Origin of the sequence: Chloracidobacterium thermophilum B (genome assembly GCF_000226295.1) — a bacterium.
In the GTDB taxonomy this organism is placed as follows: domain Bacteria; phylum Acidobacteriota; class Blastocatellia; order Chloracidobacteriales; family Chloracidobacteriaceae; genus Chloracidobacterium; species Chloracidobacterium thermophilum.
Map to the genome: position 1 here is coordinate 1,394,939 of NC_016024.1, position 23,432 is coordinate 1,418,370.

Genomic DNA, 23,432 nt, shown 5'->3' on the forward strand with positions numbered 1-23,432 from the left:
TCGTGGACTTCAGCGGCGGAGAAAAATCACGTCGGCACCCAGCGTGAGCAGGAGAATGACACTCACGAAAGCATTGGTCGTGAAAAAAGCGGCATCAAGGCGGGACAGATCGGTTGGGCTGACCAGGCGGTGCTGGTGAATCAGCAGGCCGCCGGTGGCCAGCACGCCAACGTAGGCCAGCCCACCCAGTCCGGTTACTGCCACCAGCAGGAGCAGCGCCACAAACATCGCGGCATGCAGTCCGCGGGCCACCAGCATGGCCCGGGCAATACCGAGCCATTTGGGAATGGAGTGCAATTCCGGGTGCTGGCGGTCGAAGTCATAATCCTGGCAGGCATAGAGAATATCAAAGCCGGCCGTCCACAGCAGAACGCACAGTGCCAGCAGAACAGCCTCGCCATCGAGCGTGCCACGGACCGCCACCCAGGCGCCGGCTGGGGCAATGGCCAGACACCAGCCGAGCACGATGTGGGAAAACGATGTAAACCGCTTGGTGTAGGAGTAAAACAGCACCGAACCCAGAGCGACCGGGGAAAGCCACAGCGTCAGTGGGTTGAGCATCGCCGCCGCGAGCAGAAAGAGCGCTGCTGAGAAGATGATGAAACCAAGGACGAAACGCCGGCTGACCAGTCCGGCGGGCAGCGCCCGCTGCGCCGTGCGGGGATTCTCCGCGTCGTATTTTTCATCCACCAGGCGGTTGAACGCCATGGCCGCACTGCGTGCCCCGACCATCGCCAGCGTAATCCACCCAATCTGATCGAGCCGTGGCAGGCCCCGCGCTGCCAGCAGCGCCCCCAGGAAGGCAAAAGGGAGCGCAAACAGCGTGTGCTCGATTTTGATCATTTCGCAGGTCGTCCTGACATTACGCAGCACCGTGGACATCGCACACGACACTCCCAAGGCTTATCCCCGACGACCCGCTATCCGGGGTCGTCAGAATCTCCGGGGTGCTAGTGTCTTCCTAGTCGGCACGAGGGAAGCCTGGCAAGCCCCAGTGCCGGAAAACAGGCACCGGAAAGGCAATGTCCAGCCGCCGGACAGGGCCTTCCGGGGGCGCTTCCTTTTGGTGGGCATTCGTTTGACCGCAGGCGGGAGACGGGCGCTGGCAAAACGTCCTAACGTTTCAGGACAATGCTGGCAATCCGGTCGGGGTCGCCCTTGATACCGGATTCGGGAATGAGATTGCCGTTGAAGTCACACTGGGGATCGAGCCAGAGCTGAAGGTTGTGTTGCCGGGCAAACTCCCGGACATTGCCGATGGCTTCGTAGCGCGTGACAAAAAATTCATCCGGGCTGGGGGGAATGTAGCGCGCCAGGAATGACACCCCGGCTTCTTCGCGCTCAAAAACCGGCAGGGCATTGTCAAAAACCTTACGGATATCAAGTTGCTCACCGGCAAGGGGGGCAATGCGCCCGTCTGCCGTACGGACACACAGGACGTTGACTCTCTGCGTCATGGCCAGGTCCTTCAAGGTTCAAAAAGTTCAAACAACGCGGGGACTGGCAAAGACAAAAACCACGTGGCAGGCAAAGTTTACCTGATTGGGCTGGAACCGTGTGGCACTACCGGGAATTTCATTCATCCATCATGAAAACGCCACAAAAACTTCGTTCGCGAGGAGCCGCCCACGGGGTGTCAGGCGGAGGCGCGCGTCTGTCACCGTCAGGAGTCCGGCCGCCTGAAGTTCCTGTATGACGGCGGCGTAATCGCGCCACAGGTCAACGCCATAGCCGGACTGTAGCCGGCCCGGATCAACACCTTCGTCCAGACGCAGCCCCAGCATCAGCGCCTCATGCCATCGCTCGTGTGGGGTACGCCGGGTGCGGGCCACGACGGCGTGGTGCCGGTCGTCAATGGCGGTGAAATAGTCTTCCAGGCGGTCAGTATTCCAGTAGCGTTCGCCGCCGTCGTAGCCATGAGCCCCAACGCCAAAGGCGGCGTAGGGCAGGTCCTGCCAGTATTTCAGGTTATGACGTGCGCGGTAGCCGGGGCGCGCGAAGTTTGAAATCTCATACGCCTCGAAACCAGCTTCACCCAGAAGTTCCAGGGTGAGGAGGTACATTTCGGCAGCAAGATCATCATCCAGCAGTGGCAGGCGGCCGGCCGCCAGTTGCCGGGCCAGGGTTGTCCCTTCCTTGACTTCGAGCAGGTAGAGCGACAGGTGCTCCGGTTCAAGTGCCAGGGCTTCCAGCAGGTTGGTGCGCCAGTCGGTGAGGGTTTGGCCGGGAAGCCCGGCGATGAGGTCAAGACTTAGGTTGTCAAATCCAGCCCGGCGGGCCATCTGGACAGCCCGTCTGGCTGCCTGGGCATCGTGGTCACGCCCGGCCAGTGCCAGATCGCGGTCAAAAAAGGACTGTACCCCCAGGCTCAGGCGGTTGATCCCAAGGTTGCGACAGGCTTCCAGTCGCTCTGGCTCAGCGTCACCGGGGTTGACTTCAAGGGTGATTTCCGTGTCGGGTGCAAAGTCGAACACCGACCGGGACGCCAGCAGAAGGCGCGCCAGTTGGGATGGTGTCATCCGGGACGGCGTTCCCCCGCCAAAGTACAGGGTGTCCGCCTGAAAGGTGGCAAATTCCAACGGCACGGCCGCACAGGTTTCGGGAAAATGTCGCAGTTCGGTTTCCAGCGCTGCAAGATAACGGGCCGCACCGTTGGCGTCATAGCTGCGGGTGACAAAGGCACAGTAGGTACACTTTGTGACACAGAAGGGGAAGTGGATGTACACCCCCAAGCGGGCCGATACGCCAGGTAGTACGGACGTTGGGAGCACGCTCGTCATAGACAGTGGGCAGGGCAAAGCATTAGGTTCACAAAGCTGGGCTGGCGTGACGTGGGCGTGGCATCGGAAGGATGTCCGTTGTCGGTCTGCCGGCGCAGTGAATTCTTCGCTCCGCATCATGATGGGTATGGCAACACCCGATGTGTACCGCTTGTTACAGGAAACCGGCGCCCTGTTGGAGGGTCACTTCCTGCTGAGTTCCGGGCTGCATAGTCCGCAGTATGTGCAGTGTGCGCGCCTGCTTCAGTTCCCGACGGTGGCCGGTCAGGTTGGAGCCGCTTTGGGGGCGCGCCTGGAGGCGCTTGGCGTGCGACCACAGGTGATTGTGGCGCCGGCCATTGGTGGCATCATCATCGCCCACGAGGTGGCGCGTGCCATGGATGTCCGGTGTGTGTTTACGGAGCGCGAACAAGGCGTGATGACGCTGCGGCGTGGTTTTACGCTGGACACCGGCGAGCGGGCCTGTGTGGTGGAGGATGTGGTGACAACCGGCGGCTCGACGCGGGAAACCATGGCCGTTGTCACCCGGTGTGGTGCGCAGGTGCTGGCCGTCGGTGCCATCATTGACCGCAGCGGCGGACAATCTGATTTTGGGCTGCCCTTTGCCGCATTGATCAAGCTGACGATACCAACGTACGCTCCCCCGGACTGCCCGCTCTGCCAAGCGGACGTGCCCCTGGTCAAGCCTGGGAGCCGGACATTCATCTCCGGCTGAGGAGGTCGCCGCTATGGAAGCCATCATGTCAACGTCAACCGGGAAGCGCCTGGCGCCGATGCCCAAAGACCAACACTGGCTGTTCGGCAGTTTCCTTCCGGTGCGCAACGACCTGCTGAACTTTTACACCCGCGTGTTTCGTGAACTGGGCGACATCATCCGCTTTCGTGGATTGCCCGGCCTGTACTGGCATCTCGTTCTGCATCCGGCCTATGTCGAGCACGTGCTGGTGCGTAACCAGCACAACTACCGCAAGGGAAAAGTCTTTGACGGACCCATCGGACTCATCACGGGGAATGGTCTGCTGACAAGTGACGGCGACTTCTGGCGGCGGCAGCGCAAGCTCATGCAGCCCTCGTTTCACCGGCAGGCGCTGAGCCGCTTTGCGGCCACGATGGTGGCAGAAACAGAAGCGTATTTTGAGTTGTGGGACAACCGGGCGCGCCAGTCAGAAGCTTTCGATGTGGCCCAGGACATGGCACTGCTGACGCTGAACATTGCCGGGCTGACGCTTTTTTCAACACCGGTAGGCGAAAAGGCCGACGCTTTTGGGCAAAACCTGCGGGTGGCCTTTGATTTCGTCGGTTTCAGGATGCGTCCGACCTTACCCGTTCCGCTGTGGGTGCCAACTCCGTCCAATCTGCGTTTCAAAGCCGCCCGGCGGCGGCTGGATGCTGTTGTGTACCAAATCATCGAGCGGCGGCGAAAAACGCTCAATCCGGCGCCGGACCTGCTCTCGATGCTGATGGCGGCGCGGGATGAGGAAACAGGCGAAGCCATGAGCGACACCCAGCTTCGGGATGAAGTCATCACCCTGCTGCTGGCCGGGCATGAAACGACCGCCATTACCCTGACCTGGGCCCTGTACGTCCTGACCCGGGAGCCGGCTGTGGAGGCGCGGTTGTACGAAGAAGTCGTGTCGGTGCTGCGTGGGGCCTCGCCAACCGTGGAAGACCTCCGGCGTTTGCCTTACACCCGCATGGTCATCGAGGAAACCATGCGGCTGTACCCTCCTGCCTGGGGCCTGCCACGGGAGGCGATTCACGAAGACGAAATCGGTGGCTACTACATTCCGGGACAAAGTCTCGTGGCGCTCAACCAGTTTTTGACGCACCGCCACCCCGATTTCTGGGAAGACCCTGAACGTTTCGACCCGGAACGCTTCACACCGGAGCGGTCATCCGGTCGTCCGGCCTTTGCCTACTTTCCGTTTGGCGGCGGTCAGCGCGTGTGCATCGGCAGCCAGTTTGCCCTGATGGAAGCCACACTGGTTCTGGCCATGATCGTGCAGCGTTACCGGATCAGGCTCGTGCCGGGACACCCGATTGAGTTCGATACGATGTTTACTCTGCGGCCGAAATACGGCGTGCGGGTCACTTTTGAACGGCGGGGGAAATAGGCGGAGCGTCGGTGTCCGTGGCAACCGGCGCGTCCACGGGCAGGGTAATGGGCTGCCCGCGAAAGCGGGGTTGGGTGCCCAGAACATAGACATCCAGAACCGCCTTACAGCGCGCGCCATATTCGCGCAGGCGCGTCCGTACCGAAACTGACCAGGGCAGGTCGGGAGCGCCATAGGCAATGGCCTGGATGCCAAACCGGTCGCAGAGAAACAGCGCCCGATAGACGTGAAACTTGTCGGAAATGATGGTGAAGTGGTGCTGTCCGAAAATGTCGCGGGCGCGAACGACCGAGTCAAGCGTACGGCGGCCGGCATAATCGGCCGTCATGGCCGCGTCAGGAACCCCCAGGCTGCGCAGCGACTTCCGCATTTCAGTTGGTTCGTCATAAGCCGGTGTCTGATTCGAGCCGCTGAGGATCAGATGTCTGATCTTACCGGTGTGGTACAGCTCGGCCGCCGCCTGCATGCGATTCTGAAAATACGGGTTAAGTCCGCCGGTCGGCAGGTATTTGGCTGTTCCCAGGACAAGCCCGACGGCATTGGCCGGGATGTCAGTGGGGCGCTCGAAAACACGTCTCTGGGTTGAAGAGACCACCCAGGTGTTGGCGAGAACGACAAAAAGCGGCGGCAGTGTCAACCCCAGGAGGGTTATCCACTGCCACCGCTTCAGGCAAAGCATAGGCGTTGGGCGTGATGGAACCGGGCGGCCTTCAGGCGGTGACAAGGGTGCGCTGGAGGCATTGCTGGCGCAGCTCAACCCGGTAGTCATAGAGCACCCTGTGTACCTGCCGGGGTGTCACCCCACCCACCTTTTCGGCAATAGTCGTGTGCAGGGCGCGCTCCGGCGGCAGGTCCTTGCTCAAGTAATCCAGATACTCGGCGATGATGGCGGCCCGCTGATCCGCAGTCGTTTCCGGCAGGTCCGGTGGAAACTTGCTGTTGTCATAGAGGACATCAATCCACCGCAGAACCTGGTACGGCGTGACAAAGCCCAGGTCTTTGGCGATGGCTTCGGGCAGTTCCTCATAAGGCTCCTGACCTTCGGTCAAGTAGCGGTAGAAGGCCTTTTCAATGAGGAAAAGCTGCTGGCGGGTTGGTTTGGGGGTTGGGGACTGGGCGTATTGTGACTGCGCCCACTGCCGGATCACCAGAACAACCGCATCCAGACTGACGCCAAGCTGCTGAGCGATGAAGCGCCGCCGGCCGCCGGGTGGACGCTCGCCAGTTTCGATGAAGTGGCGGTACATCGCAATGGCCTGCTCCCGTTGCTCCGGCGTCAGATCAATGGTGGCCATTTCGAGCGCCGTCCGAAGTTCCTGGATAACCTGGGAGACAATGGCACGGCTGACCCACAACTGCTGGGAAATGGCCGTGTGAATGCGGCGCAGGTGAGGTTCAATGTGTTTGGCATCAAGCGGGATGGCGCTGCCCGGAACCGTCCGCATGTGTTGGAAAGCAGAAGCAATACGCGCGCGCACTTCGGGAGTCAGGGTCCGAATCTGCGGCTGGCGTTGCCGCGCCACCCCTTTTTGCCGTTTACCACTGGGCAGGCCGACAGGCGGGCGGTTGCCCATGACGACCTTGGCCAGCTTTGGCGTGGATGGCGTCGGCGGTGCCATGTGCCCGGTGGCATCCTGCACGGTACGCCGGGGTTGGTGTTTGGCACAAAACCGTGCCTTGCGATCGGTGGAAAAAAACGTCGCACCACATTGGTCGCAGGAGCGGCGAAATTTCATCCCTGTCATGGTTTGCGACCTCGTTTGAGCGCCTCCATCAGATGCGCCGAAATACAAAGTGAACCTTTGGGAAAGGTATGCCACAGCGCAACTGAAATCAACGCAGAGCCGTCGGTGGCGACGCTGGCAGGGGCGGCGGCGAACCCGTTTCGTCGAGTTCGCGCTTGATGGCATCCAGAATGCCGTTGATAAACTGGGTGGCTTCCAAGGTGCTGAAGCGGCGCGCAATTTCGAGGGCCTCGTTGATGACGACGGCCCGTGGCGTGTCGGGTTCGTGAAGGAACTCGTAAACTGCCATGCGCAGGATGTTGCGGTCCACGGCGGCCATGCGCGAAATGCGCCAGCGCTCGGCATGGCGGCTGATGATAAGGTCAATGTCGGCCAGGTGGGCGATAACTCCGGCTACGATACGGTTGGCAAAGGCCGGGACTTTCTCCCGGTGTTCCTCTTTGAGTTCGGTCAACTCGTTCCAGTAGCTCTCAAAGAGGTCCTCCAGGGAGGGCTGGCTCAGATCGTACTGGAAAAGCATTTGCAGCGCGCACTCGCGCGCACGGCGACGGGAACCCATAGCGTTTCAGGGAGTTGTGGTCGGGAACAATGCCAGACCGGAGTTAGTCGAACCAGCTTGCCGGTTTCACAAAAGGATTGAGGATGTCACGAACGCCCGGTTGCCGGGCGAGACTCAATCGCCCGGTAGAGATTGGCGAGTTCAATGGCGGCCAACACGGCTTCAACCCCTTTGTTACCGGCTTTCATACCGGCCCGGTCAATTGCCTGTTCAAGGTTTTCAGCCGTGATAACGCCATAAGTCACCGGAACGCCGGTTTCCAGCGATACGGCTGCAATACCTTTTGTCACCTCGGCGGCGATGTAGTCAAAGTGCGGTGTCTCGCCGCGCACCAGGGCGCCAAGACAGACAATGGCTTCCCAGGCAGCGGTCAGGGCCAGTTTTTTGGCGGTCAGGGGGATTTCAAATGAGCCGGGGACGCGCACCACGGCACAGTCATCAAGCCGTCCGCCGAGCCGCTCAAAGGTATCCAGCGCACCTGAAAGCAGCCGGTTGACCACAAAATCATTCCAGCGACTGACGACAAATGCCACCCGTAGCCCGTCAGCAACAAGTTTTCCCTGAATTTCGCGCACGGCCTTCGGCACCTGACTCCGGTCGAAAAGGCTACACCCGTCGTTCGGTTTTGACCCTGTTGGACGGGCGTTCAAGCCGACGTGGTGTATCATGGCCGGCTGTTGTGTGCAACCAGCGCGGTCGGCTGGGCCTGTCATGCGATGGATTCTGTGTCGGGCGTGGCGCTTCAGGTTTGACGACACACCCGGTCAATAGCGACCAGTTGCCGGAGCAGCCCGGCAAGTTGGTCGAGTGGAAGGGCATTCGGCCCGTCACTCAGGGCGCGGGCAGGATCGTCGTGGACTTCCATAAAAAGTCCATCCACGCCGCAGGCCACACCGGCGCGGGCCAGAGGCGGGATGAAGATGGCGTCACCGTCTGAGGCTGTGCCACGTCCGCCGGGGCGTTGCAGGCTGTGGGTGACATCGAAGATGACCGGGCAGCCGAACTCGCGCATGATTGGGAAGCTGCGCATATCCACCACCAGGTTGTTGTAGCCAAACGAGGCTCCGCGCTCTGTCAGCCAGATGTCCGAGGCGTTGGCTGCGCGCAGTTTCTCGACAACGTGGCGCATGTCCCAGGGAGCCAGAAACTGTCCTTTCTTGACGTTGACCGTGCGTTTGGTTGCCGCCGCCGCCAGGAGCAGATCGGTCTGGCGGCACAGAAGGGCCGGAATCTGAAGCACGTCAGCGACTTCCGCGACGGTTGCCGCGTGGTGTGTTTCATGGATGTCCGTCAGGATGGGCACACCGTGGGTTTCCTTGACCCGTTGCAGAATCCGCAAGCCTTCTTCCATACCGGGTCCACGGAAAGAGCTGTGGGAGGTACGGTTGGCTTTGTCGTATGACGCCTTGAACACGTAGGGAATGCCCATCTGCCGGGCAATCCGGGAAATGGCTTCGGCCATGCGCTGGGCATGGGCTTCGCTTTCAATGACACATGGACCAGCAATGAGGAAAAAACCTTGGGCTTGTTGGGCGCGCGAAAAAAGCGGTGTGGACATGGGAGTGACCTTGGGAGTTGGGGACCCTACGCCAGAGGAAACAAATCACGGACTTGGGCAACGATGGCCGCGTGCTGGAGACCGTTGCTGGCAATCAATCCGGCCCGATGATGCAGGTCCGGCTGGCGGTAGTCGAGTGGCCGGCCCTGAAAATCCGTCAGTACACCGCCGGCTGCCCGCAGGATGGCTTCCGGCCCGGCAGTATCCCAGAGCTTGGAGCGGGTCGAGGCGCTGATAAACAGGTCGGCGCGTTGTTCGACGAGCAGCCCGATTTTGAGTCCGCCGCTGCCGGAGATGATTTCTTTCTGGATGCCTAGCCGCTGCGCGGCCGCCGTGAGGTAGCGGTTGCGGTGCGACCGGCTGGCCGCCAAGGTCATGTCGGGGATATGGTTGACGGACGAAACCCGCAACGGCCGACAGGTGTTTCCCTGGGTGAGCCAGGCGCCGTGGCGGTTGGCATACCAGGTTTTGCCGGTTGTGGGCTGGTGGACAACTCCCATGACGGGACAGCCTTCCACACACAGACCGATCATGACAGAGAATTCGCCATTGCCGGCGATGAATTCCCGTGTGCCGTCAATCGGATCGATAAACCAGACCCGGTGCGCCAAAGCACGCCGCCGGGCATCGTCGTCCTCCGCTTCTTCAGAAATGATGAGGTCGTCCGGGAAGCGGCGCTGGAGTTCTGTTACCAGAAATGTGTTGATGGCGCGATCCATGTCCGTTACCGGTTCTCCATCAGGTTTGTAGCTGACCGGGCGGCCGGGTTGGAAGTCGGAGAGGATGCGCTGCCCGGCTTCTGTGACCAACTGGCAGGCAAAGCTGGTTTCGGAATCAAGCATGACAACGGGCAGAGGTGTTTCAGGAGTGGAATGGTCAGCAGGTGACGGAATCTGTCATGGGAATGTGACACGAAGTGTCATATTAGACGTCTTATTCGCACGGTGTCAGGTATGGAATCGTCACAATTGGTAACGGATATGTGTCGTTGCCGTAAAAACGAAAGCTGTGGCATGGAAAATGCGACGAAAAGGTATCAGACGGGGGGATAGAGGGAAGCCGGAGAAGGTCGGGAGACTGTGGCACAGGATTTGCTCCATTTGAAGTAACGAAAGCGCAAGCTTTAGGCATTGTTTGCAGTGTTATCAAGCTGCAAAGTTTTCAGGCCTTGTGGATACAAGGCAACCACTTTCGGCCACTGGCCTTTCACCACCAAGGAGACCTACCACTATGAACCTCAAGAAGCAAAAGGGTTTTTCACTGATTGAGCTGCTTATCGTCGTGGCCATTATTGGCATCATCGCGGCGATTGCAGTTCCGAACCTCATGGCTGCCCGCCGGAGCGCCAACGATGCTTCGGCGCAGCAGACGCTCCGCAACATCAACTCTGCCAACGCCACGTATGAATCTGGTGTCGGCCGTGGTAACTTTGCCAACACACTCGCCGCTCTGGGTGGTACCGGCTCGACCGACTTCGGCATGATTGATGATACCGTCGTCAATGCCACACAGACGCCCAAGAGTGGCTTCATACTGCAGCAGTATGGTGCGACGGTGAAGAATTCCACTACCGCTTCGACGTACTCAGTGCGGAATCATCCCTCGCAGTCAACGGGTATTGCACGTACGGGCAACCGGTCCTTCTTTATCAACGAAACCGGTGTGATTCGCACGTCAAATGCCCCGAACGCCCAGGCAACTTCAACTTCCGAGCCTATCGGCAACTAGTTTCCCGGCAACGAGTTTCGTCACCCACTTCCAAGTACGACAGGGGCGTCAGTTTGATGCCCCTGTCTGTCTTTTTGTCGTTTATTTTCCTCGGATAACGGGTGAGAAAACGGCTTGATCTCTGTGGCAGAAACAGCTATTGCGCGTAAAGTGGAAAGTCACGGGTCAGTTCCCGCACCTTCTGCCGGACCACTGCCTGCCTTGCCGTGTTGTCAATATCGGAGAGTACCTCAACAATAAGCGCACCGACGTAGCGCAGGTCCTGTTCGCGCATCCCGCGGGTCGTCAGCGCTGGTGTGCCGAGGCGAATACCACTGCCCACCAGGGGAGGGTTGGTATCGAAGGGAATGGTGTTTTTGTTGACTGTGATCCCGGCCCGTTCGAGCGCCTGTTCAGCAGCCTTGCCGGTGATGCCCTTTGTGAAGACATCCACCAGGAGGAGGTGATTGTCCGTACCGCCGGTGACAAGGCGAAAACCGGCATCGGCAAGCACTTCGCCCAACGCGACAGCATTTTTCCGAACCTGCCGTTGGTATTCCACAAAAGACGGTTCAAGGGCTTCCTTGAAGCACACGGCCTTGGCGGCAATGATGTGCATCAGCGGGCCGCCCTGTACGCCGGGAAACACTGCCCGATCAATGAGTTTGGCATCTTCCGCCCGGCAGGCAATAAGTCCACCCCGTGGTCCGCGTAGGGTTTTGTGGGTCGTTGTGGTGACAAAGTCCACGTATCCTACTGGGGAGGGATGTTCACCGGTCACGACAAGTCCAGCAATGTGCGCCATGTCGGCCAGCACCCGGGCACCAACCGAACGTCCGATTTCTCCGATGCGGGCAAAGTCAATCTGGCGCGGATAGGCGCTGGCACCGCAGATGATGAGCTTGGGGCGGTGTTTTTCAGCCAGTTGGGCGAGGGCGTCGTAATCCAGCCGCTCGGTTTCACGGTTCACTCCGTAGGTGACGACGTTGAAGTACATCCCGGAGATGTTGAGCGGATGCCCATGGGTGAGGTGTCCGCCGTGTGCCAAATCCATGCCCAGAATGGTGTCACCCGGTTTGAGAACCGCCAGAAACACCGCCAGGTTGGCCTGTGCTCCAGAGTGGGGCTGAACATTGACATGCTCGGCACCCAGAAGCTGCTTGGCCCGCTCGATGGCCAGACGTTCGGCGACATCCACAAATTCACAGCCGCCGTAGTACCGCCGCCCCGGATAGCCCTCGGCATACTTGTTGGTCATGACCGAGCCGGCGGCTTCCATCACCGCACGGCTGGCATAGTTTTCCGAGGCAATCATTTCCAGCCCGTCTGACAGGCGGTTGGTCTCATCTGCAATGGCTTGGGCGATTTCAGGATCGGTTTCAAACAGGGAACGGTTGAGGTTCAGGGACATGGCAGGTCTTTCCAGAAAATGAAGTCGTCAGGGGGGAGAAGTCAGCGGGAGGCGGCCGCTTCGAGCGCCGCGATTTTTTCAATCCGGCGGGCATGGCGGCCGCCGGCGAAATCCGTTTTGAGAAAGGTCTCGATGACCGCCGGGAGCAGGTCAGGACTGGTATTGCGCACACCCATGGCCAGCACGTTGGCATCATTGTGCTCCCGGGCCAGGCGGGCCGTCTCGACATCGTGGACGACCGCCGCCCGGATGCCGGGAATTTTGTTGGCAGCTATGCCGATGCCAATGCCGGTGCCGCAGAAAAGCAGCCCCACATCGGCTTGCCGTCGGGCAACAGCTTCGCCGACGGCGCGCGCATAGTCCGGGTAATCCACTGATTCCGTATCAGTGTCAGTGCCAAAATCCTCGTAGGGGATGCCCAGCCGTTCCAGCACCCGTTTTGCGGCTTCTTTGCCGGGAAAGCCGGCATGGTCACTGCCAAGGGCAACTTTCATTGGAAAAACTCCGCTAACGTCCGGCTGGGTGATACCTGCCGTAAGGTTCTGCCGCTGGGCGAGGCGTGAAGTGTACGTTGACGTACGTGCCAGAGTGTAGCATGCCTACCTTTTCAGCGGGAATTATTTTACCCTGAAGGCGCGCCTGTCCTACTGTCTGCGTGATGCACACAGGGACCGTCGCGCCGTTTCTTCCTGAAGGCCAGTCTCATTCTGCCACGGGACACTTGTCACATGAGTCGCAAAAAAATCCGGCGTCGTGGGTGGCCGCCAGAAACCGAGCGGTCGCTGCACGCCCACATGACGATGCGTGATAATGGGCGTACCCTTGACCGGCGTGAGGTGCTTGACCTGGTACGCGGCGGGGAGGACAGCGAAGTTGAGTTCAAGGTTCGCTACAGCAACCCGGAGCGAATTGCCGCCGAAATTCTGGCCCTGGCCAACAGTGGCGGCGGCGCAATTCTCTTTGGTGTAAGCGATACCTGCCGCATCGAGGGGCTTGACGACGCCGAGCGCGTTGAAGCCGAGTTGCGCGAACTGTGTGCAACGGCCATGGTGCCGCCGGTTCACCCCTACATCAACAAGGTCGCCTTCGACAGCGGCAAGCGCATCCTGGTGCTGGAAGTGGATGACCGCCGTTCACCCCATGCCACCCTTGACGGCCGGTATTACATCCGTATCGGCTCGACCAAACGCGAAGCAGACAGTCAGGAAATTGCCGAACTGTTCCATCGCTACGACAGCGCCCGCTATGAACAGGTGCCTCTGCACGACGTGTCTTTCGATGACATTGACGAAGCTGGTGTGTGGGGCTACATCCGCGCCATCGTGCCGGATGAGTCCCGGTTGCCCAAGGGCTTCCCGACGGCGCTGGCGATGACCGACATGCGGCTGGCGGTCATGACGGCGGATGACTATGCCCCCACCGTGGCCGGACTCGTCCTGTTCGGGCAAAGTCGCGCCATGACGGCGTCGTTCCCGCGCAGCCACGTCGTCCTGACACGCTTTGCCGGCCACGATGTCACAGCGCCAGTCATCGAGCAGGTGACGTTCACCGGCAATGTGGCCAGTCTCTACTGGCGCATCGAAGGCTTTTTGACGCGCTATGCTGATTTGGCCGACGTACCGCCACCCCGGCGGGGAAATGAGGCTGACGCCGAGGCGCGGTCCATCTACTCACGCCCGGCGGTCATGGAAGCCATCACCAACGCGCTGGTGCACCGGGATTATGGCGTACGCCAGGAAGGTGTGCGCGTCATGCTCTATGAACGCCGGCTGGAAATCGTCAACCCGGCCGTAGGCAAGCGCATCTGGCGCGGGGCCATTGACTATGGCGTCAGTCATCCCAACAACCCGACGATCAAAAGCTTCTTCAAAAATGCGGCCTACGGCGTGACGACCTACACCGGCGGCTTGCCTATGGTGCGCCGCGAAACCCTGCGTTTTGCCCGCCGGGAGCCGAAAATCACCGTGCTGCCCCACGAGTTTCGGATCGAGCTGCCGGCCGCGAACTGAAAAACCATGGAACTCAATGACCAACCCCTTGCCGTCCATGAGGCCCAAGCTCTGTCACTGGCGTGGATTGCACCCGTCGGTGTCGAACGTGTGTCGTTGTTTGAGGCCGTTGGGCGGATTCTGGCGGAAACTGTCCACGCACCCCACGATCTGCCGCCCTTTGACAACAGCGCCATGGATGGCTATGCCGTCGTTGCTGCCGACACGGCCGGAGCAAGCGAAGCTTCGCCCGTGCGTCTGGAAGTCAGCGAGCAGGTCACAGCCGGCCAGCTTCCGCAGCAAGCCATGTCCTCCGGCCAGGCCGTACGCATCATGACCGGCGCGCCCCTGCCGGAAGGCGCGTCCGGCGTGGTCATTCAGGAGCAGGTTCGCCGTGAAGGAAGTACCATCTGGCTGACCCGACCGGTCAGGGAGGGCGACCACATCCGGCGACGCGGCGAGGACATTCGTGCCGGGCAGGCGGTGATGTCCGCCGGCGAGTGTCTCACGGCGGCGCACATCGGTGTCCTGGCGGCGTTTCACCGGGCGTTTGTCACCGTCCGGCGGCGGCCGGTCGTGGCCATTGTGGCCACCGGCGATGAACTCATCGAGGTGGATGAACCGCCAGCGACTGGAAAAATCGTCAACAGCAATGCTTACGCCCTGGCGGCGCTGGTACGTGCGGCCGGCGCGCAGCCGCTCGTCCTGCCGCTCGTGCGCGACAACGTAGCGCAGGTCGAAGCCGCCTTTGCCGAAGCTGCCGCCACGGCGGATGTGGTGGTGTCGTCCGGCGGCGTGTCAGTAGGGGAGCATGATCTGGTCAAGCCAGCGCTCGAAAGGCTGGGGCTGGAAGCCCGTTTCTGGCGCGTATGGATGAAGCCGGGCAAGCCGCTGCTGTTCGGTCGCCTGCGGGGGCGTCCCTGCTTTGGGCTGCCTGGCAATCCGGTATCGAGCATGGTCTGTTTTCACCTGTTTGTACGTCCGGCGCTGGGCAAAATGCTGGGCCTGCCCGAAACCCGCTGGCGGCTTCCCGAAGTGAGCGCCCGGCTGGCGCACGAGGTCAGGACGAAGGGCGACCGCCCAACCTATCTGCGGGCGCGTCTGGTGTGGACTGAAACGGGCTGGCAGGCCGAAGTGCTACCGGGGCAGGGATCAGGGATGCTGACCTCGATGCTGGGCGCGCAGGGGCTGGTGTTCTTTCCCGAAGGCAAGCGCGTCGGGCAGGCAGGAGAAGTGGTTCCAGTGCTTTGCCTGACTTCGCTGGTCGGTGACTGGCCGGGCCTCTGAACCTCACCTGCCGGTACGTGTCAGGCCGGCACGTGTCGGGCCGACACGTGTCAGGGACGACGGCGAACCACAAAAAATTGCTTGCAAGGCCTCGCCCTGTGAAACAACGTGCGGTTGTGACCAACAACCTTCTGATGCGCCTCGCCCACGTTGTGTGTCTGTGCCGGATGGACCAGGTCTGGCAGAGTCCGGTGCGCATCCGTGGGCTGATGGCTTTTGGGCTGGTGGTCTGGATGCTGTGGGGGGATTCCGCCGCCCAAGCGCAGAATGTGGCCATCGAACCCCGTCCCTCGGTGCGCATCACCCGGACGGATGAGGCGATCACGATTGACGGTCGTCTTGACGAACCGGCCTGGGAAACGGCCGAGGTTATCCGTGACTTTCGCCAGCAGGAACCAGTGGAAGGTGCGCCTCCAACTGAGAAAACCGAGTGCCGCCTGCTGTACGACAAGACCTGCGTTTATATTGGCATCCGGTGTTTTGACAGCGAGCCGGACAAAATCAACGCTCGCGATCTGAACCGCGATTCCAGCTTTGGCAACGACGACAAAGTTGTGGTGCTGCTGGATACCTACCGCGACGGGCGCAACGCCTACCGGTTTTCCGTCAATCCCCTGGGAACGCAGTCCGATGCCCTCATTACCGACGAAGGCCGGGATTTCAACCTCGCCTGGGATACGCAGTGGCTTTCGGCGGCCACCCGCGACCAGGAAGGCTGGGCGGCTGAAATGGCCATTCCGCTGGTGAGTCTGCGCTTTCGCAAAGGGGCCGATACGTGGGGGTTCAACGTGTCGCGCATCATCCGGCGCAAGAATGAAATCCTGCTCTGGACGAGCTGGCAGCGGGCTTTCGGATTGTTGCGCGTTTCCCAGGCTGGCGTGCTGACCGGCGTGGACGGCATTACCCGTTCCCGGCTTGTGGAAATCAAGCCATACGTCACGGGGCGTCTCCGCCAGAATGTGCCGGACTCGCTTGGCAAGCGCTTTGAGCAGGGTTTTTCCGGGGCGGTTGGCGTCGAAGTCGCGCGCGTGGGGATTACGCCCTCCGTGACGGCCGAATTGACCGTCAACCCTGACTTTGGGCAGGCGGAAGTGGACCAGCAGGTGGTCAACCTGACGCGCTTTTCGGTGTTTTTTCCCGAAAGGCGCGATTTTTTCCTCGAAAATGCCGGCATCTTCCTGTTTGGGCGGCCCGGTGTGAATCAGATGTTTTTCACCCGCCGGATTGGTCTGACCGATAACGGCGCGCCGCTGCCGATTGACTTCGGGGCCAAGGTGACGGGCAAGGCCGGGAAGTGGAACCTCGGATTTTTGCACGTGGAGACACGCCCGCTGCGGGAAGTCCAGCCGGATGGAACGGAACGGGTCGCGGTGCCGCGTGAGCGCTTTACCGTGGCACGGGTCAAGCGCGATCTGGGTACGCGGTCGAATGTCGGCGCCATCGCCCTCAATCGTCAGGGGGGCGAAGGCCGGCCCTACAACCGTGGCGTGGGTCTCGATGCCCAGATCAACTTCAACGACTACTGGACAAGCTACGCCTTCTTCGCCAAGACCTTTTCTCCCGGTTTGCGCGGTGATGCCACAACCTTTCGCGTACAGAGCGGCTATGACACGAATCAGATGCGGCTCTTTGGGATATATGAGGAAATCGGCCGCAACTACAACCCGGAAATGGGTTTTGTCCTGCGCCGGGATGTGCGCCAGTACTTCGGGGATGGCGCCTACAAGTGGCGGCCGCCTGCTGTAGCCAAAACCATCCGTGAGATTCGATTTGAAGGATTTGGGGAGTATTACCAGGACCGCACGACGGGCGACCTCCAGACCCGTACGGTGGCCACGGCCATCAGCGTGGATTTTGCCAATTCAGCATCGGCGACGATTCGTCCCTGGCGGACGGAAACCGATGTGCTGACCCGTCCGTTTCGGATTCGGCCGGGGATTGTCATTCCACCGGGTTCGTACACCTTCAACCGCCACGGGGCGAGCTTTGGAACGGATCGCAGCCGGCGCATCGTGTTTGACGCCGGGGGCAGTTGGGGCAGCTTCTACAGCGGGCAGCGTCAGGAAGCCAGTGCCGGTCTGACCTGGCGCCCCGACTCCCACCTGTCACTCGAAGCGAGCCACAGCTTCAACGCTGTCCAGTTGCCACAGGGAGATTTCTCAACCAGCTTGTTCAACGGACGGGTAACGTATAACTTCTCACGAAAGTGGCTTTCGACATGTCTGGTGCAGGTCAACTCCGCCGCCCGCCTGACCAGCATCAATGCGCGGGTGCGCTATATCTATCGCCCGAACTCGGACATTTTTTTCATTTACAACCAGACGACCGGCGTGGGTGTCGAGCGTCCCAATCGCCAGTTTCAGATCAAAGTGACCTACGACTTCATCCGCTAAGCCGGGCTGTTATGCCCACCCCTGCCCCATTGCGGGCAACCTGACCCCTGGAGGTTTCTTATGCAGCCTTACCCACCACCCTACAGTCCTTCCCCTTACGCCCCTCCAGCCCCACCCAAAAAGTCGGGTAAAACCTGGTTGTGGGTTCTCGGCGGCTGCGGGTGTTTTTCAGTTCTGGCAATTGCGGTCATCCTTGGCGTCATCCTTCTTGCGGGTTCAGGCGGCGGCGGAATTCCCTCAGACAAGCAGGCGTATGTTGGTGACTGGAGCGGCTCCGAGGCAACGCTTTCCATCAAGCCCGACGGCAAAGTGTTCTGGGAACGGCGGACGGGTTCCAGTTCGTCTAAAATCGAAAATGTCCCGATTCGGCGGTTCATCGGGGATGACTTTGAAGTTGGCGTAGGGCCTTTCACCACCCGGTTTGCGGTGCAGAGTCCTCCAAAACTCACAGCCGGACGCTGGACGATGACAGTTGAAGGGATACAACTGACACGCGCTGGCTCATCCTCTGGGATGCTCTCCGGGACGCCTTCCGGCGGCGACCGCTCAGACGACAACCGCTCGGGCGACAACCGTTCCGACAGTGGCACCGGCGATGACACTCTGCTGGATGGCGGGAAACAACTCCGTGACCTCAAGATGGCACGCCCGCTTGGCGATGACGACCTGGAGTTTACGTCGTCCTTCACCACACGCGACACCAGGCTGACCTGCGTTGTGTATCCCCGGAAGCTGGAGATTGGGGAAACTTATGGCTCACGCTGGTATGCGGAGCGCGTACCCCAGTTGCCTCCCGACAAGCTCATTGGCGAAGTCAAATCTCCAACGATTACCCCGGAAAACAGCCGGTTGACTTGGATTCAGCTTTCCCTGATTTCAGGTAGCGGCTTCCCGCCGGGTGTGTACCGGGTGGAAGTTGTGAAGGATGGGGCGGTCATCGGCACAATCCGTTTTACGGTTGAGTAAGCCCCTGCGGATGGAGGTCTGAGATGGAAGTTGACACGAGAAAGGCCGTCCGGACGGCGTTCCGGGCGGTGTTTCCGGTTTCTCTGGGATACCTGCTGTGCCTCCTGGTGGCCGGGGTGGGGATGAGCGTGCCGGTCCGGGCCGGGCTGCCACCGCTCATTGACCGCCAGCTCATCTTCGGCAACCCCGACCTGGCCGGGGCCCAGTTGTCGCCCGATGGGAAATACATGGCGTTTCTCAAGCCCTACCGGGAAACGCTCAACATCTGGGTCAAGCGGACAGACGAACCCTTTACGCAGGCGCGGCCGCTGACGGATTCCACAACCCGCCCACTCCGTAACTTTTTCTGGACGCGCAATGGGCGGTTCATCCTGTACGTGCAGGATCAGGGCGGCGATGAAAATTTCAACCTCTATGCCGTCGATCCAACGGCGGCTCCGGCGGCTGGACGCGACGTGCCGCCCGCACGCGACCTGACCGGCCTCAAGGGCGTGCGCGTGCAAATCTACGCCGTGCCCAGAGACGCCCCGGATGTCGTGTGCCTGGGGATCAACGACCGTGACCCGGCCTGGCACGATGTCTATCAGCTCAGACTTTCGACCGGTGAGCGGACGCTCCTGCGCGAAAACCGGGAGCAAATCTCAGGGTGGTTTTTCGACGAGGCCGGGCAGTTGCGGCTGGCCATACGGGTGGCACCCAACGGGGATACCGAAGTGCTGCGCGTGGATGCTGACCGCCTGGTGAAGGTCTATGACTGTAACGTTTTTGAGTCCGCCAGTCCCGTTCGGATGCACGCCGATGGGCAGCGGGTCTATATGGTCACCAACCGGGGCAGCCAGGTTGATCTCAGCCGGCTGGTGCTGTTTGACCCCCGGACGGGCAGGGAAGAGTTGGTGGAAAGCGATCCGCTCGGACGAGTGGATTTTGGTAGCGCCTCATTTTCAGAGGTGACAAATGACCTGGTGGCCACCAGCTACGTTGACGAACGGGTACGCACCTACTGGCGTGACAAGGGCTATGCCCGCGACCACCAGTGGCTTCAGAAACGTCTGCCGGGGAAAGATATTGCGTTTGCTTCCGGCACCCGCGACGAGCAACTGTGGGTGGTTGTGGCCACGAGCGATACCGAACCGGGCGAAACCTATCTGTTCGACCGGCGCACCAGGCGGCTGACGCTTCAGTACCGGCTCTATGACAAGCTGGACCGGCAACACCTGGCGCCGATGAAAGCCATCCGGTATCCCTCCTCGGACGGCCTGGAGATTCCAGCCTACCTGACGCTGCCCAAAGGGGTGCCAGCCAGGAACCTGCCGCTGGTTGTCCTGCCACACGGCGGCCCGTGGGCGCGGGACGTGTGGGGGTATCAGCGGCAGGTGCAGTTTCTGGCCAACCGGGGCTATGCCGTGCTCCAGCCCAACTTTCGGGGTTCGACCGGTTACGGAAAAAAGTTTCTCAATGCCGGCAATGGGCAGTGGGGCGATCTGATGCAGGATGACCTCACGTGGGGTGTCAAGTATCTCGTGGCACAGGGCATTGCCGACCCCAAGCGCATCGGCATCATGGGCGGCAGCTACGGCGGCTACGCCACGCTGGCCGGGGTGGCCTTTACGCCCAAACTCTACGCGGCGGCTGTGGCGATTGTCGCGCCGTCCAATCTCATCACCCTGCTGGAAACCATCCCGCCCTACTGGGAAGCCGCCCGCCGGCTGTTCCACACGCGGATGGGCGATCCCAGCCGGCCGGAAGACCGCGCCCGTATGGAACGGCAGTCGCCGCTCAACGCGGCCGACCGCATTGAGACGCCGCTGATGATCGTCCAGGGGGCCAATGACCCACGGGTGAAAAAATCCGAGGCGGACCAGATCGTAGTCGCTCTGCGGGACCGGGGCTTTCCGGTTGAGTATCTCTGCGCGCCGGATGAAGGTCACGGCTTTGCCCGCCCGGTCAACAACCTGGCGCTCTATGCCGCAACCGAACGGTTTCTGGCGGCCTATCTCAAGGGACGTTTCCAGGAGACAATGCCGGAGGAGGTTGCCGCGCGCCTGAAAGACATCACCGTGGATGTCAAGACCGTAACCCGTCCGGCACGGGGAACCCCGGCAGGGGTGGGGTTGACCCGGCCGGAAAGTGATTTGCAGGCCGGCGTCCTGCGCTATCGCGGAACGATTGAAGTGCCGGGGCAGAGCATTCCCGCCACGGTGGAAACCACAGTTGTGGAAGCTGATGGTCTGTGGGAAGTCCGTGAGGAAACCCGGCTTCCCGTGGGAACGGTCGTGGAGACGACGAAGCTTGAAAAATCCTCCCTGGTGGTACGCGCGCGGCAGGTCAGTCAGGGGCCGCTCACGGTGGATGTGGCGTTCCGGGCTGGCAAAGCAGACGGTTCGGTACAGCTCAACGGCACGCCCCGTCCGCTGGCGGCTGATTTGGGGGGCGAACTGCTGGCCGACGGTGCCGGGCGCTATCTTGTCATCGGGCGCCTGCCGCTGGCGGTTGGCTATACGGCCACGCTGCGCAACTTCAACGTCCAGAACGGCCGCCCGACGCTCGTTCAGCTTCGGGTGGTCGGCATGGAGGAAGCGCAGGTGGCCTCCGGGACGTTCAACACCTACCGCGTGGAACTTACCGATGAAGGCGGCACCCAAACCGTCGTTTGGGTGGATGCGACCACCCGGCTGCCGGTCAGGCTCTCGGTCAAGGGGGCCAGTCTGGGCGGCGCAGCAATTTCTCTCGAACTGGTCGAGTCCCGGTTTTAGGTCTGGACCGTCATGTAAAGACGGCTTCGCCGCTGTCGCCGGTTCCAGCCAGCTCCGGTGCAGCAAGCGAGGTCTGGCCAACTTTGCTGGCCCAGCAGGGAAGGGTCACGGTGAAGGTGCTGCCGACCCCGACCTGGCTTTTGACCGTCACATTGCCGTTGTGGGCCGCGACAATCCGTTTGACGATGGCCAAGCCCAGCCCGAACCCGACCTGCCGCTTACCCTGGCTGCCTTGGTGGTAGGGATCAAAAAGAAACGGCAGTTCGGCAGCCGGGATGCCCTTGCCCGTGTCGGTAATGGACACTTCGACAAAGGACAAACCGGCTTCGACGCCTTCGCCGACAACTTCCCGTGCCGTTACGGTAATCCTGCCGTCGGGCGGGGTGAACTTGGCCGCGTTGGTCAGCAGGTTCATAAACACCCGCTCCAGCTTGCGGCTGTCGCCAGCGACGGCAGGCAGGTTGGGAGGCAGATCGCGGACAAACGTCAGCGGGTGTGGCGCACCGAGACGGGCATTCTCAATGCACTGCTGGAGTAACGGCGCCAAATCAAGTAACTGGAGATCAAGGCTGAGCGATTGAGATTCTGCGCGGGCAAGTTCCAGCAGGTCGGTGATGAGGTCGAGCGTCCGCTGGACGTTGCCCTGGGAAGCGCGTACGAGTTCAAGCAGGTCCGGGTCATGGCCGGGCAGAACTTCTTCGATGAGTTCGAGCGTCCCCTTGACGGCTGCCAGCGGAGAACGCAGGTCATGGACAAGCATGGCCGTGAACTCGGACTTGATGCGATCAAGTTCCATGAGACGCGCATTGGCAGCTTCGGCTTCGGCCCGGCGCTGTTCGGCCTCCCGCCGTGCCTCTTCACGCGCCAGAAGTGCCTGGTTGAGTTCTTCGTTGGCCTGCTTGAGCTGTCGGTTGAAGGCTTCTGAAAGCGACACTTCAACCGTCCGCCGTTCGGCTTCGGCCTGCGCCGCTTCCTTTTCCTGCTGAAGCTGGGCCACGCGGGCAACCAGCCCTACGGACAGGAACAGTCCCTGAACGACCGTGCCAAGGTGCAGCACCGACGGCCAGGCAATGGCGGGCGAAAGCACCCCGACGGTTCGCAATGTGTTGAGCAGAACGGCCAGCACCACCGCCGACCACGCCAGCAGGAAATACAGCGCCGGCCGGTAGCCCTGGCGCAGCGGCCCAATGGAAGAAAACAGTCCCGGCAGCGCCCCCAGTGCCATAAGATAAGTTGAAATCCTGGCTACGGTCTGTGTCGGAGCAATGGCGGCAATGGCGGCCATGCTGAAAAACACCCCTGCCAACACACTCAGTCCACGGTTACAGAAGTTTTGCAGGCAAAGGTACTTGCGGGTAAAGAGGGCAGCCATGCCGCAGGCCGCGTTGCCAAAAACAAGCCGCAGCCGCAGTCCTTCCACAAGCAGGCCGCCAAAGAACCACTCCTGAAGCTGAGTGGCAAAGCCATCCGCGCAAGCCTGAAACAGGCCGATGCAGGTGACATAGCCGGCAAAGAAAATGTTGGTCTGATCGTGGGCACCAAAAAAGAATGCCGCGTTATAAATGAGAAGGATAAGGAGAAAGCCGTAGTAAGCTCCCAGGAAAAAGGTATGGACACGGTCCTTGCGGCCGTGTTCGAGTGGCTTCCAGAGAGCAGCCGAAAAGGTCAATGCCCCCTTGGTTTCGACGCGCAGGTAGATGGTCTGTTCGGCGTGGGCCGGCAGGGAGATGGGGAACACCGGCAGGCGGTGGCGAACGGCCCGGATTGAAAAGGGCAGATCGTCTCCAGCAGCAAGGTAGAGAAAACCTTCGGTGTCAGTGCGGGGCAGGTAGGCTTCGACGCGGCCCAGATAGGGTTGTTCGACCTCAATGACCCGCTCCACCGGATACGCCAGATCGTTTCGCAGGCGCAGGCGGAACCAGTAGGCCGAGGACGTATAGCCCAGGTTGAGGTAGTCGGTAGCTACCGGAGTGAAGGGAAGCGGTTGGCGGGCCACCTGCTCGATGGTGAGTTGCCGGGTGGGGTCTTCCAGTTGATCGAGTTGGGCCGTAAGCGGTTGACTGTCCAGACGGTCGCTGATCACAACCGGGTTGGCCGGCGCTGTATGTCCGGCTGCCAGTAACAGGGCCAGTACCAGAAGCAACCTTCTCCAGGGTGGAGGCCGATGGGTG

At 61.0% G+C, this 23,432-nt stretch carries 20 protein-coding genes; 8 read left to right on the forward strand and 12 right to left on the reverse strand.

The genetic code is table 11. The features are described 5' to 3' along the window. Positions 1-9: 9 nt before the first annotated feature. From CABTHER_RS05800 to hemW, 3 genes are all read right to left on the reverse strand, one after another. Positions 10-882, reverse strand: coding sequence for a UbiA-like polyprenyltransferase (locus CABTHER_RS05800; RefSeq protein WP_014099671.1), 873 nt, complete (start codon positions 880-882; stop codon positions 10-12). A 233-nt stretch (positions 883-1,115) separates the two neighbouring features. After that, positions 1,116-1,457, reverse strand: coding sequence for a hypothetical protein (locus CABTHER_RS05805; protein ID WP_148263958.1), 342 nt, complete (start codon positions 1,455-1,457; stop codon positions 1,116-1,118). Between the two features lie 129 nt (positions 1,458-1,586). Continuing rightward, positions 1,587-2,780, reverse strand: a complete 1,194-nt coding sequence (gene hemW, locus CABTHER_RS05810; RefSeq protein ID WP_049787468.1) for a radical SAM family heme chaperone HemW — start codon at positions 2,778-2,780, stop codon at positions 1,587-1,589. A 127-nt stretch (positions 2,781-2,907) separates the two neighbouring features. Between hemW and pyrE the strand changes: the two genes are divergently transcribed. Further along, the gene (gene pyrE, locus CABTHER_RS05815; RefSeq protein ID WP_014099675.1) at positions 2,908-3,495 is read left to right on the forward strand and encodes an orotate phosphoribosyltransferase; all 588 of its coding nucleotides are present in this window, start codon (positions 2,908-2,910) and stop codon (positions 3,493-3,495) included. Positions 3,496-3,508: 13 nt separating this feature from the next. Beyond that, a complete protein-coding gene (locus tag CABTHER_RS05820) occupies positions 3,509-4,894 on the forward strand; it encodes a cytochrome P450 (protein WP_014099676.1) in 1,386 nt (461 codons plus the stop codon). Here the strand turns inward: CABTHER_RS05820 and CABTHER_RS05825 are convergent. The 6 genes from CABTHER_RS05825 to CABTHER_RS05850 form a co-directional block, all read right to left on the reverse strand. Then, positions 4,869-5,573 (reverse strand): SanA/YdcF family protein, encoded by a 705-nt coding sequence (locus CABTHER_RS05825; RefSeq protein WP_014099677.1) that lies wholly within the window; start codon positions 5,571-5,573, stop codon positions 4,869-4,871. The genes CABTHER_RS05820 and CABTHER_RS05825 overlap by 26 nt on opposite strands. A gap of 31 nt (positions 5,574-5,604) precedes the next feature. Then, positions 5,605-6,639 (reverse strand): hypothetical protein, encoded by a 1,035-nt coding sequence (locus CABTHER_RS05830; protein WP_212770149.1) that lies wholly within the window; start codon positions 6,637-6,639, stop codon positions 5,605-5,607. 88 nt (positions 6,640-6,727) lie between these two features. Continuing rightward, positions 6,728-7,198, reverse strand: a complete 471-nt coding sequence (nusB, locus tag CABTHER_RS05835; RefSeq protein ID WP_049787469.1) for a transcription antitermination factor NusB — start codon at positions 7,196-7,198, stop codon at positions 6,728-6,730. 86 nt (positions 7,199-7,284) lie between these two features. Then, the gene (gene ribH, locus CABTHER_RS05840; RefSeq protein WP_041569614.1) at positions 7,285-7,773 is read right to left on the reverse strand and encodes a 6,7-dimethyl-8-ribityllumazine synthase; all 489 of its coding nucleotides are present in this window, start codon (positions 7,771-7,773) and stop codon (positions 7,285-7,287) included. Positions 7,774-7,940: 167 nt separating this feature from the next. Continuing rightward, the gene (gene kdsA / locus CABTHER_RS05845; protein WP_014099681.1) at positions 7,941-8,756 is read right to left on the reverse strand and encodes a 3-deoxy-8-phosphooctulonate synthase; all 816 of its coding nucleotides are present in this window, start codon (positions 8,754-8,756) and stop codon (positions 7,941-7,943) included. A gap of 26 nt (positions 8,757-8,782) precedes the next feature. Then, the gene (locus CABTHER_RS05850; protein WP_014099682.1) at positions 8,783-9,598 is read right to left on the reverse strand and encodes a 3'(2'),5'-bisphosphate nucleotidase CysQ family protein; all 816 of its coding nucleotides are present in this window, start codon (positions 9,596-9,598) and stop codon (positions 8,783-8,785) included. Between the two features lie 388 nt (positions 9,599-9,986). On the opposite strand from CABTHER_RS05850, the gene CABTHER_RS17725 reads away from it, so the two are divergent. After that, a complete protein-coding gene (locus CABTHER_RS17725) occupies positions 9,987-10,484 on the forward strand; it encodes a prepilin-type N-terminal cleavage/methylation domain-containing protein (protein WP_014099683.1) in 498 nt (165 codons plus the stop codon). Positions 10,485-10,620: 136 nt separating this feature from the next. Here CABTHER_RS17725 and CABTHER_RS05860 read toward each other — a convergent pair whose 3' ends face one another. Next, complete coding sequence (locus tag CABTHER_RS05860) at positions 10,621-11,874, reverse strand: serine hydroxymethyltransferase (RefSeq protein ID WP_014099684.1); 1,254 nt, start codon at positions 11,872-11,874, stop codon at positions 10,621-10,623. A 41-nt stretch (positions 11,875-11,915) separates the two neighbouring features. Next, positions 11,916-12,368 (reverse strand): ribose 5-phosphate isomerase B, encoded by a 453-nt coding sequence (gene rpiB / locus CABTHER_RS05865; protein WP_014099685.1) that lies wholly within the window; start codon positions 12,366-12,368, stop codon positions 11,916-11,918. Positions 12,369-12,602: 234 nt separating this feature from the next. Between rpiB and CABTHER_RS05870 the strand changes: the two genes are divergently transcribed. From CABTHER_RS05870 to CABTHER_RS05890, 5 genes are all read left to right on the forward strand, one after another. Beyond that, a complete protein-coding gene (locus CABTHER_RS05870; protein WP_014099686.1) occupies positions 12,603-13,883 on the forward strand; it encodes an RNA-binding domain-containing protein in 1,281 nt (426 codons plus the stop codon). Between the two features lie 6 nt (positions 13,884-13,889). Continuing rightward, positions 13,890-15,149, forward strand: coding sequence for a molybdopterin molybdotransferase MoeA (locus CABTHER_RS05875; protein WP_014099687.1), 1,260 nt, complete (start codon positions 13,890-13,892; stop codon positions 15,147-15,149). 116 nt (positions 15,150-15,265) lie between these two features. After that, positions 15,266-17,542: a carbohydrate binding family 9 domain-containing protein gene (locus tag CABTHER_RS05880; RefSeq protein ID WP_041569108.1), complete on the forward strand. Its 2,277-nt coding sequence runs from the start codon at positions 15,266-15,268 to the stop codon at positions 17,540-17,542. 60 nt (positions 17,543-17,602) lie between these two features. Continuing rightward, positions 17,603-18,508 carry a hypothetical protein gene (locus CABTHER_RS15655; RefSeq protein ID WP_148263960.1) on the forward strand — a complete coding sequence of 302 codons (906 nt, stop codon included), beginning with the start codon at positions 17,603-17,605 and terminating at the stop codon, positions 18,506-18,508. A 23-nt stretch (positions 18,509-18,531) separates the two neighbouring features. Beyond that, entirely contained in the window at positions 18,532-21,261 is a 2,730-nt protein-coding gene (locus CABTHER_RS05890; protein WP_014099690.1) for a S9 family peptidase, read from the forward strand. 10 nt (positions 21,262-21,271) lie between these two features. Here CABTHER_RS05890 and CABTHER_RS05895 read toward each other — a convergent pair whose 3' ends face one another. Next, entirely contained in the window at positions 21,272-23,404 is a 2,133-nt protein-coding gene (locus CABTHER_RS05895; protein WP_014099691.1) for a sensor histidine kinase, read from the reverse strand. Positions 23,405-23,432: the final 28 nt, after the last annotated feature.

Excerpts from the sequence above, each read along its gene's own strand:
- CABTHER_RS05800 (WP_014099671.1), bottom strand. The coding sequence starts at position 882 with ATGTCCACGGTGCTGCGTAATGTCAGGACGACCTGCGAAATGATCAAA.
- CABTHER_RS05805 (WP_148263958.1), bottom strand. The coding sequence starts at position 1,457 with ATGACGCAGAGAGTCAACGTCCTGTGTGTCCGTACGGCAGACGGGCGC.
- hemW (WP_049787468.1), bottom strand. The coding sequence starts at position 2,780 with ATGACGAGCGTGCTCCCAACGTCCGTACTACCTGGCGTATCGGCCCGC.
- pyrE (WP_014099675.1), top strand. The coding sequence starts at position 2,908 with ATGGCAACACCCGATGTGTACCGCTTGTTACAGGAAACCGGCGCCCTG.
- CABTHER_RS05820 (WP_014099676.1), top strand. The coding sequence starts at position 3,509 with ATGGAAGCCATCATGTCAACGTCAACCGGGAAGCGCCTGGCGCCGATG.
- CABTHER_RS05825 (WP_014099677.1), bottom strand. The coding sequence starts at position 5,573 with ATGCTTTGCCTGAAGCGGTGGCAGTGGATAACCCTCCTGGGGTTGACA.
- CABTHER_RS05830 (WP_212770149.1), bottom strand. The coding sequence starts at position 6,639 with ATGACAGGGATGAAATTTCGCCGCTCCTGCGACCAATGTGGTGCGACG.
- nusB (WP_049787469.1), bottom strand. The coding sequence starts at position 7,198 with ATGGGTTCCCGTCGCCGTGCGCGCGAGTGCGCGCTGCAAATGCTTTTC.
- kdsA (WP_014099681.1), bottom strand. The coding sequence starts at position 8,756 with ATGTCCACACCGCTTTTTTCGCGCGCCCAACAAGCCCAAGGTTTTTTC.
- CABTHER_RS05850 (WP_014099682.1), bottom strand. The coding sequence starts at position 9,598 with ATGCTTGATTCCGAAACCAGCTTTGCCTGCCAGTTGGTCACAGAAGCC.
- CABTHER_RS17725 (WP_014099683.1), top strand. The coding sequence starts at position 9,987 with ATGAACCTCAAGAAGCAAAAGGGTTTTTCACTGATTGAGCTGCTTATC.
- CABTHER_RS05860 (WP_014099684.1), bottom strand. The coding sequence starts at position 11,874 with ATGTCCCTGAACCTCAACCGTTCCCTGTTTGAAACCGATCCTGAAATC.
- rpiB (WP_014099685.1), bottom strand. The coding sequence starts at position 12,368 with ATGAAAGTTGCCCTTGGCAGTGACCATGCCGGCTTTCCCGGCAAAGAA.
- CABTHER_RS05870 (WP_014099686.1), top strand. The coding sequence starts at position 12,603 with ATGAGTCGCAAAAAAATCCGGCGTCGTGGGTGGCCGCCAGAAACCGAG.
- CABTHER_RS05875 (WP_014099687.1), top strand. The coding sequence starts at position 13,890 with ATGGAACTCAATGACCAACCCCTTGCCGTCCATGAGGCCCAAGCTCTG.
- CABTHER_RS15655 (WP_148263960.1), top strand. The coding sequence starts at position 17,603 with ATGCAGCCTTACCCACCACCCTACAGTCCTTCCCCTTACGCCCCTCCA.
- CABTHER_RS05890 (WP_014099690.1), top strand. The coding sequence starts at position 18,532 with ATGGAAGTTGACACGAGAAAGGCCGTCCGGACGGCGTTCCGGGCGGTG.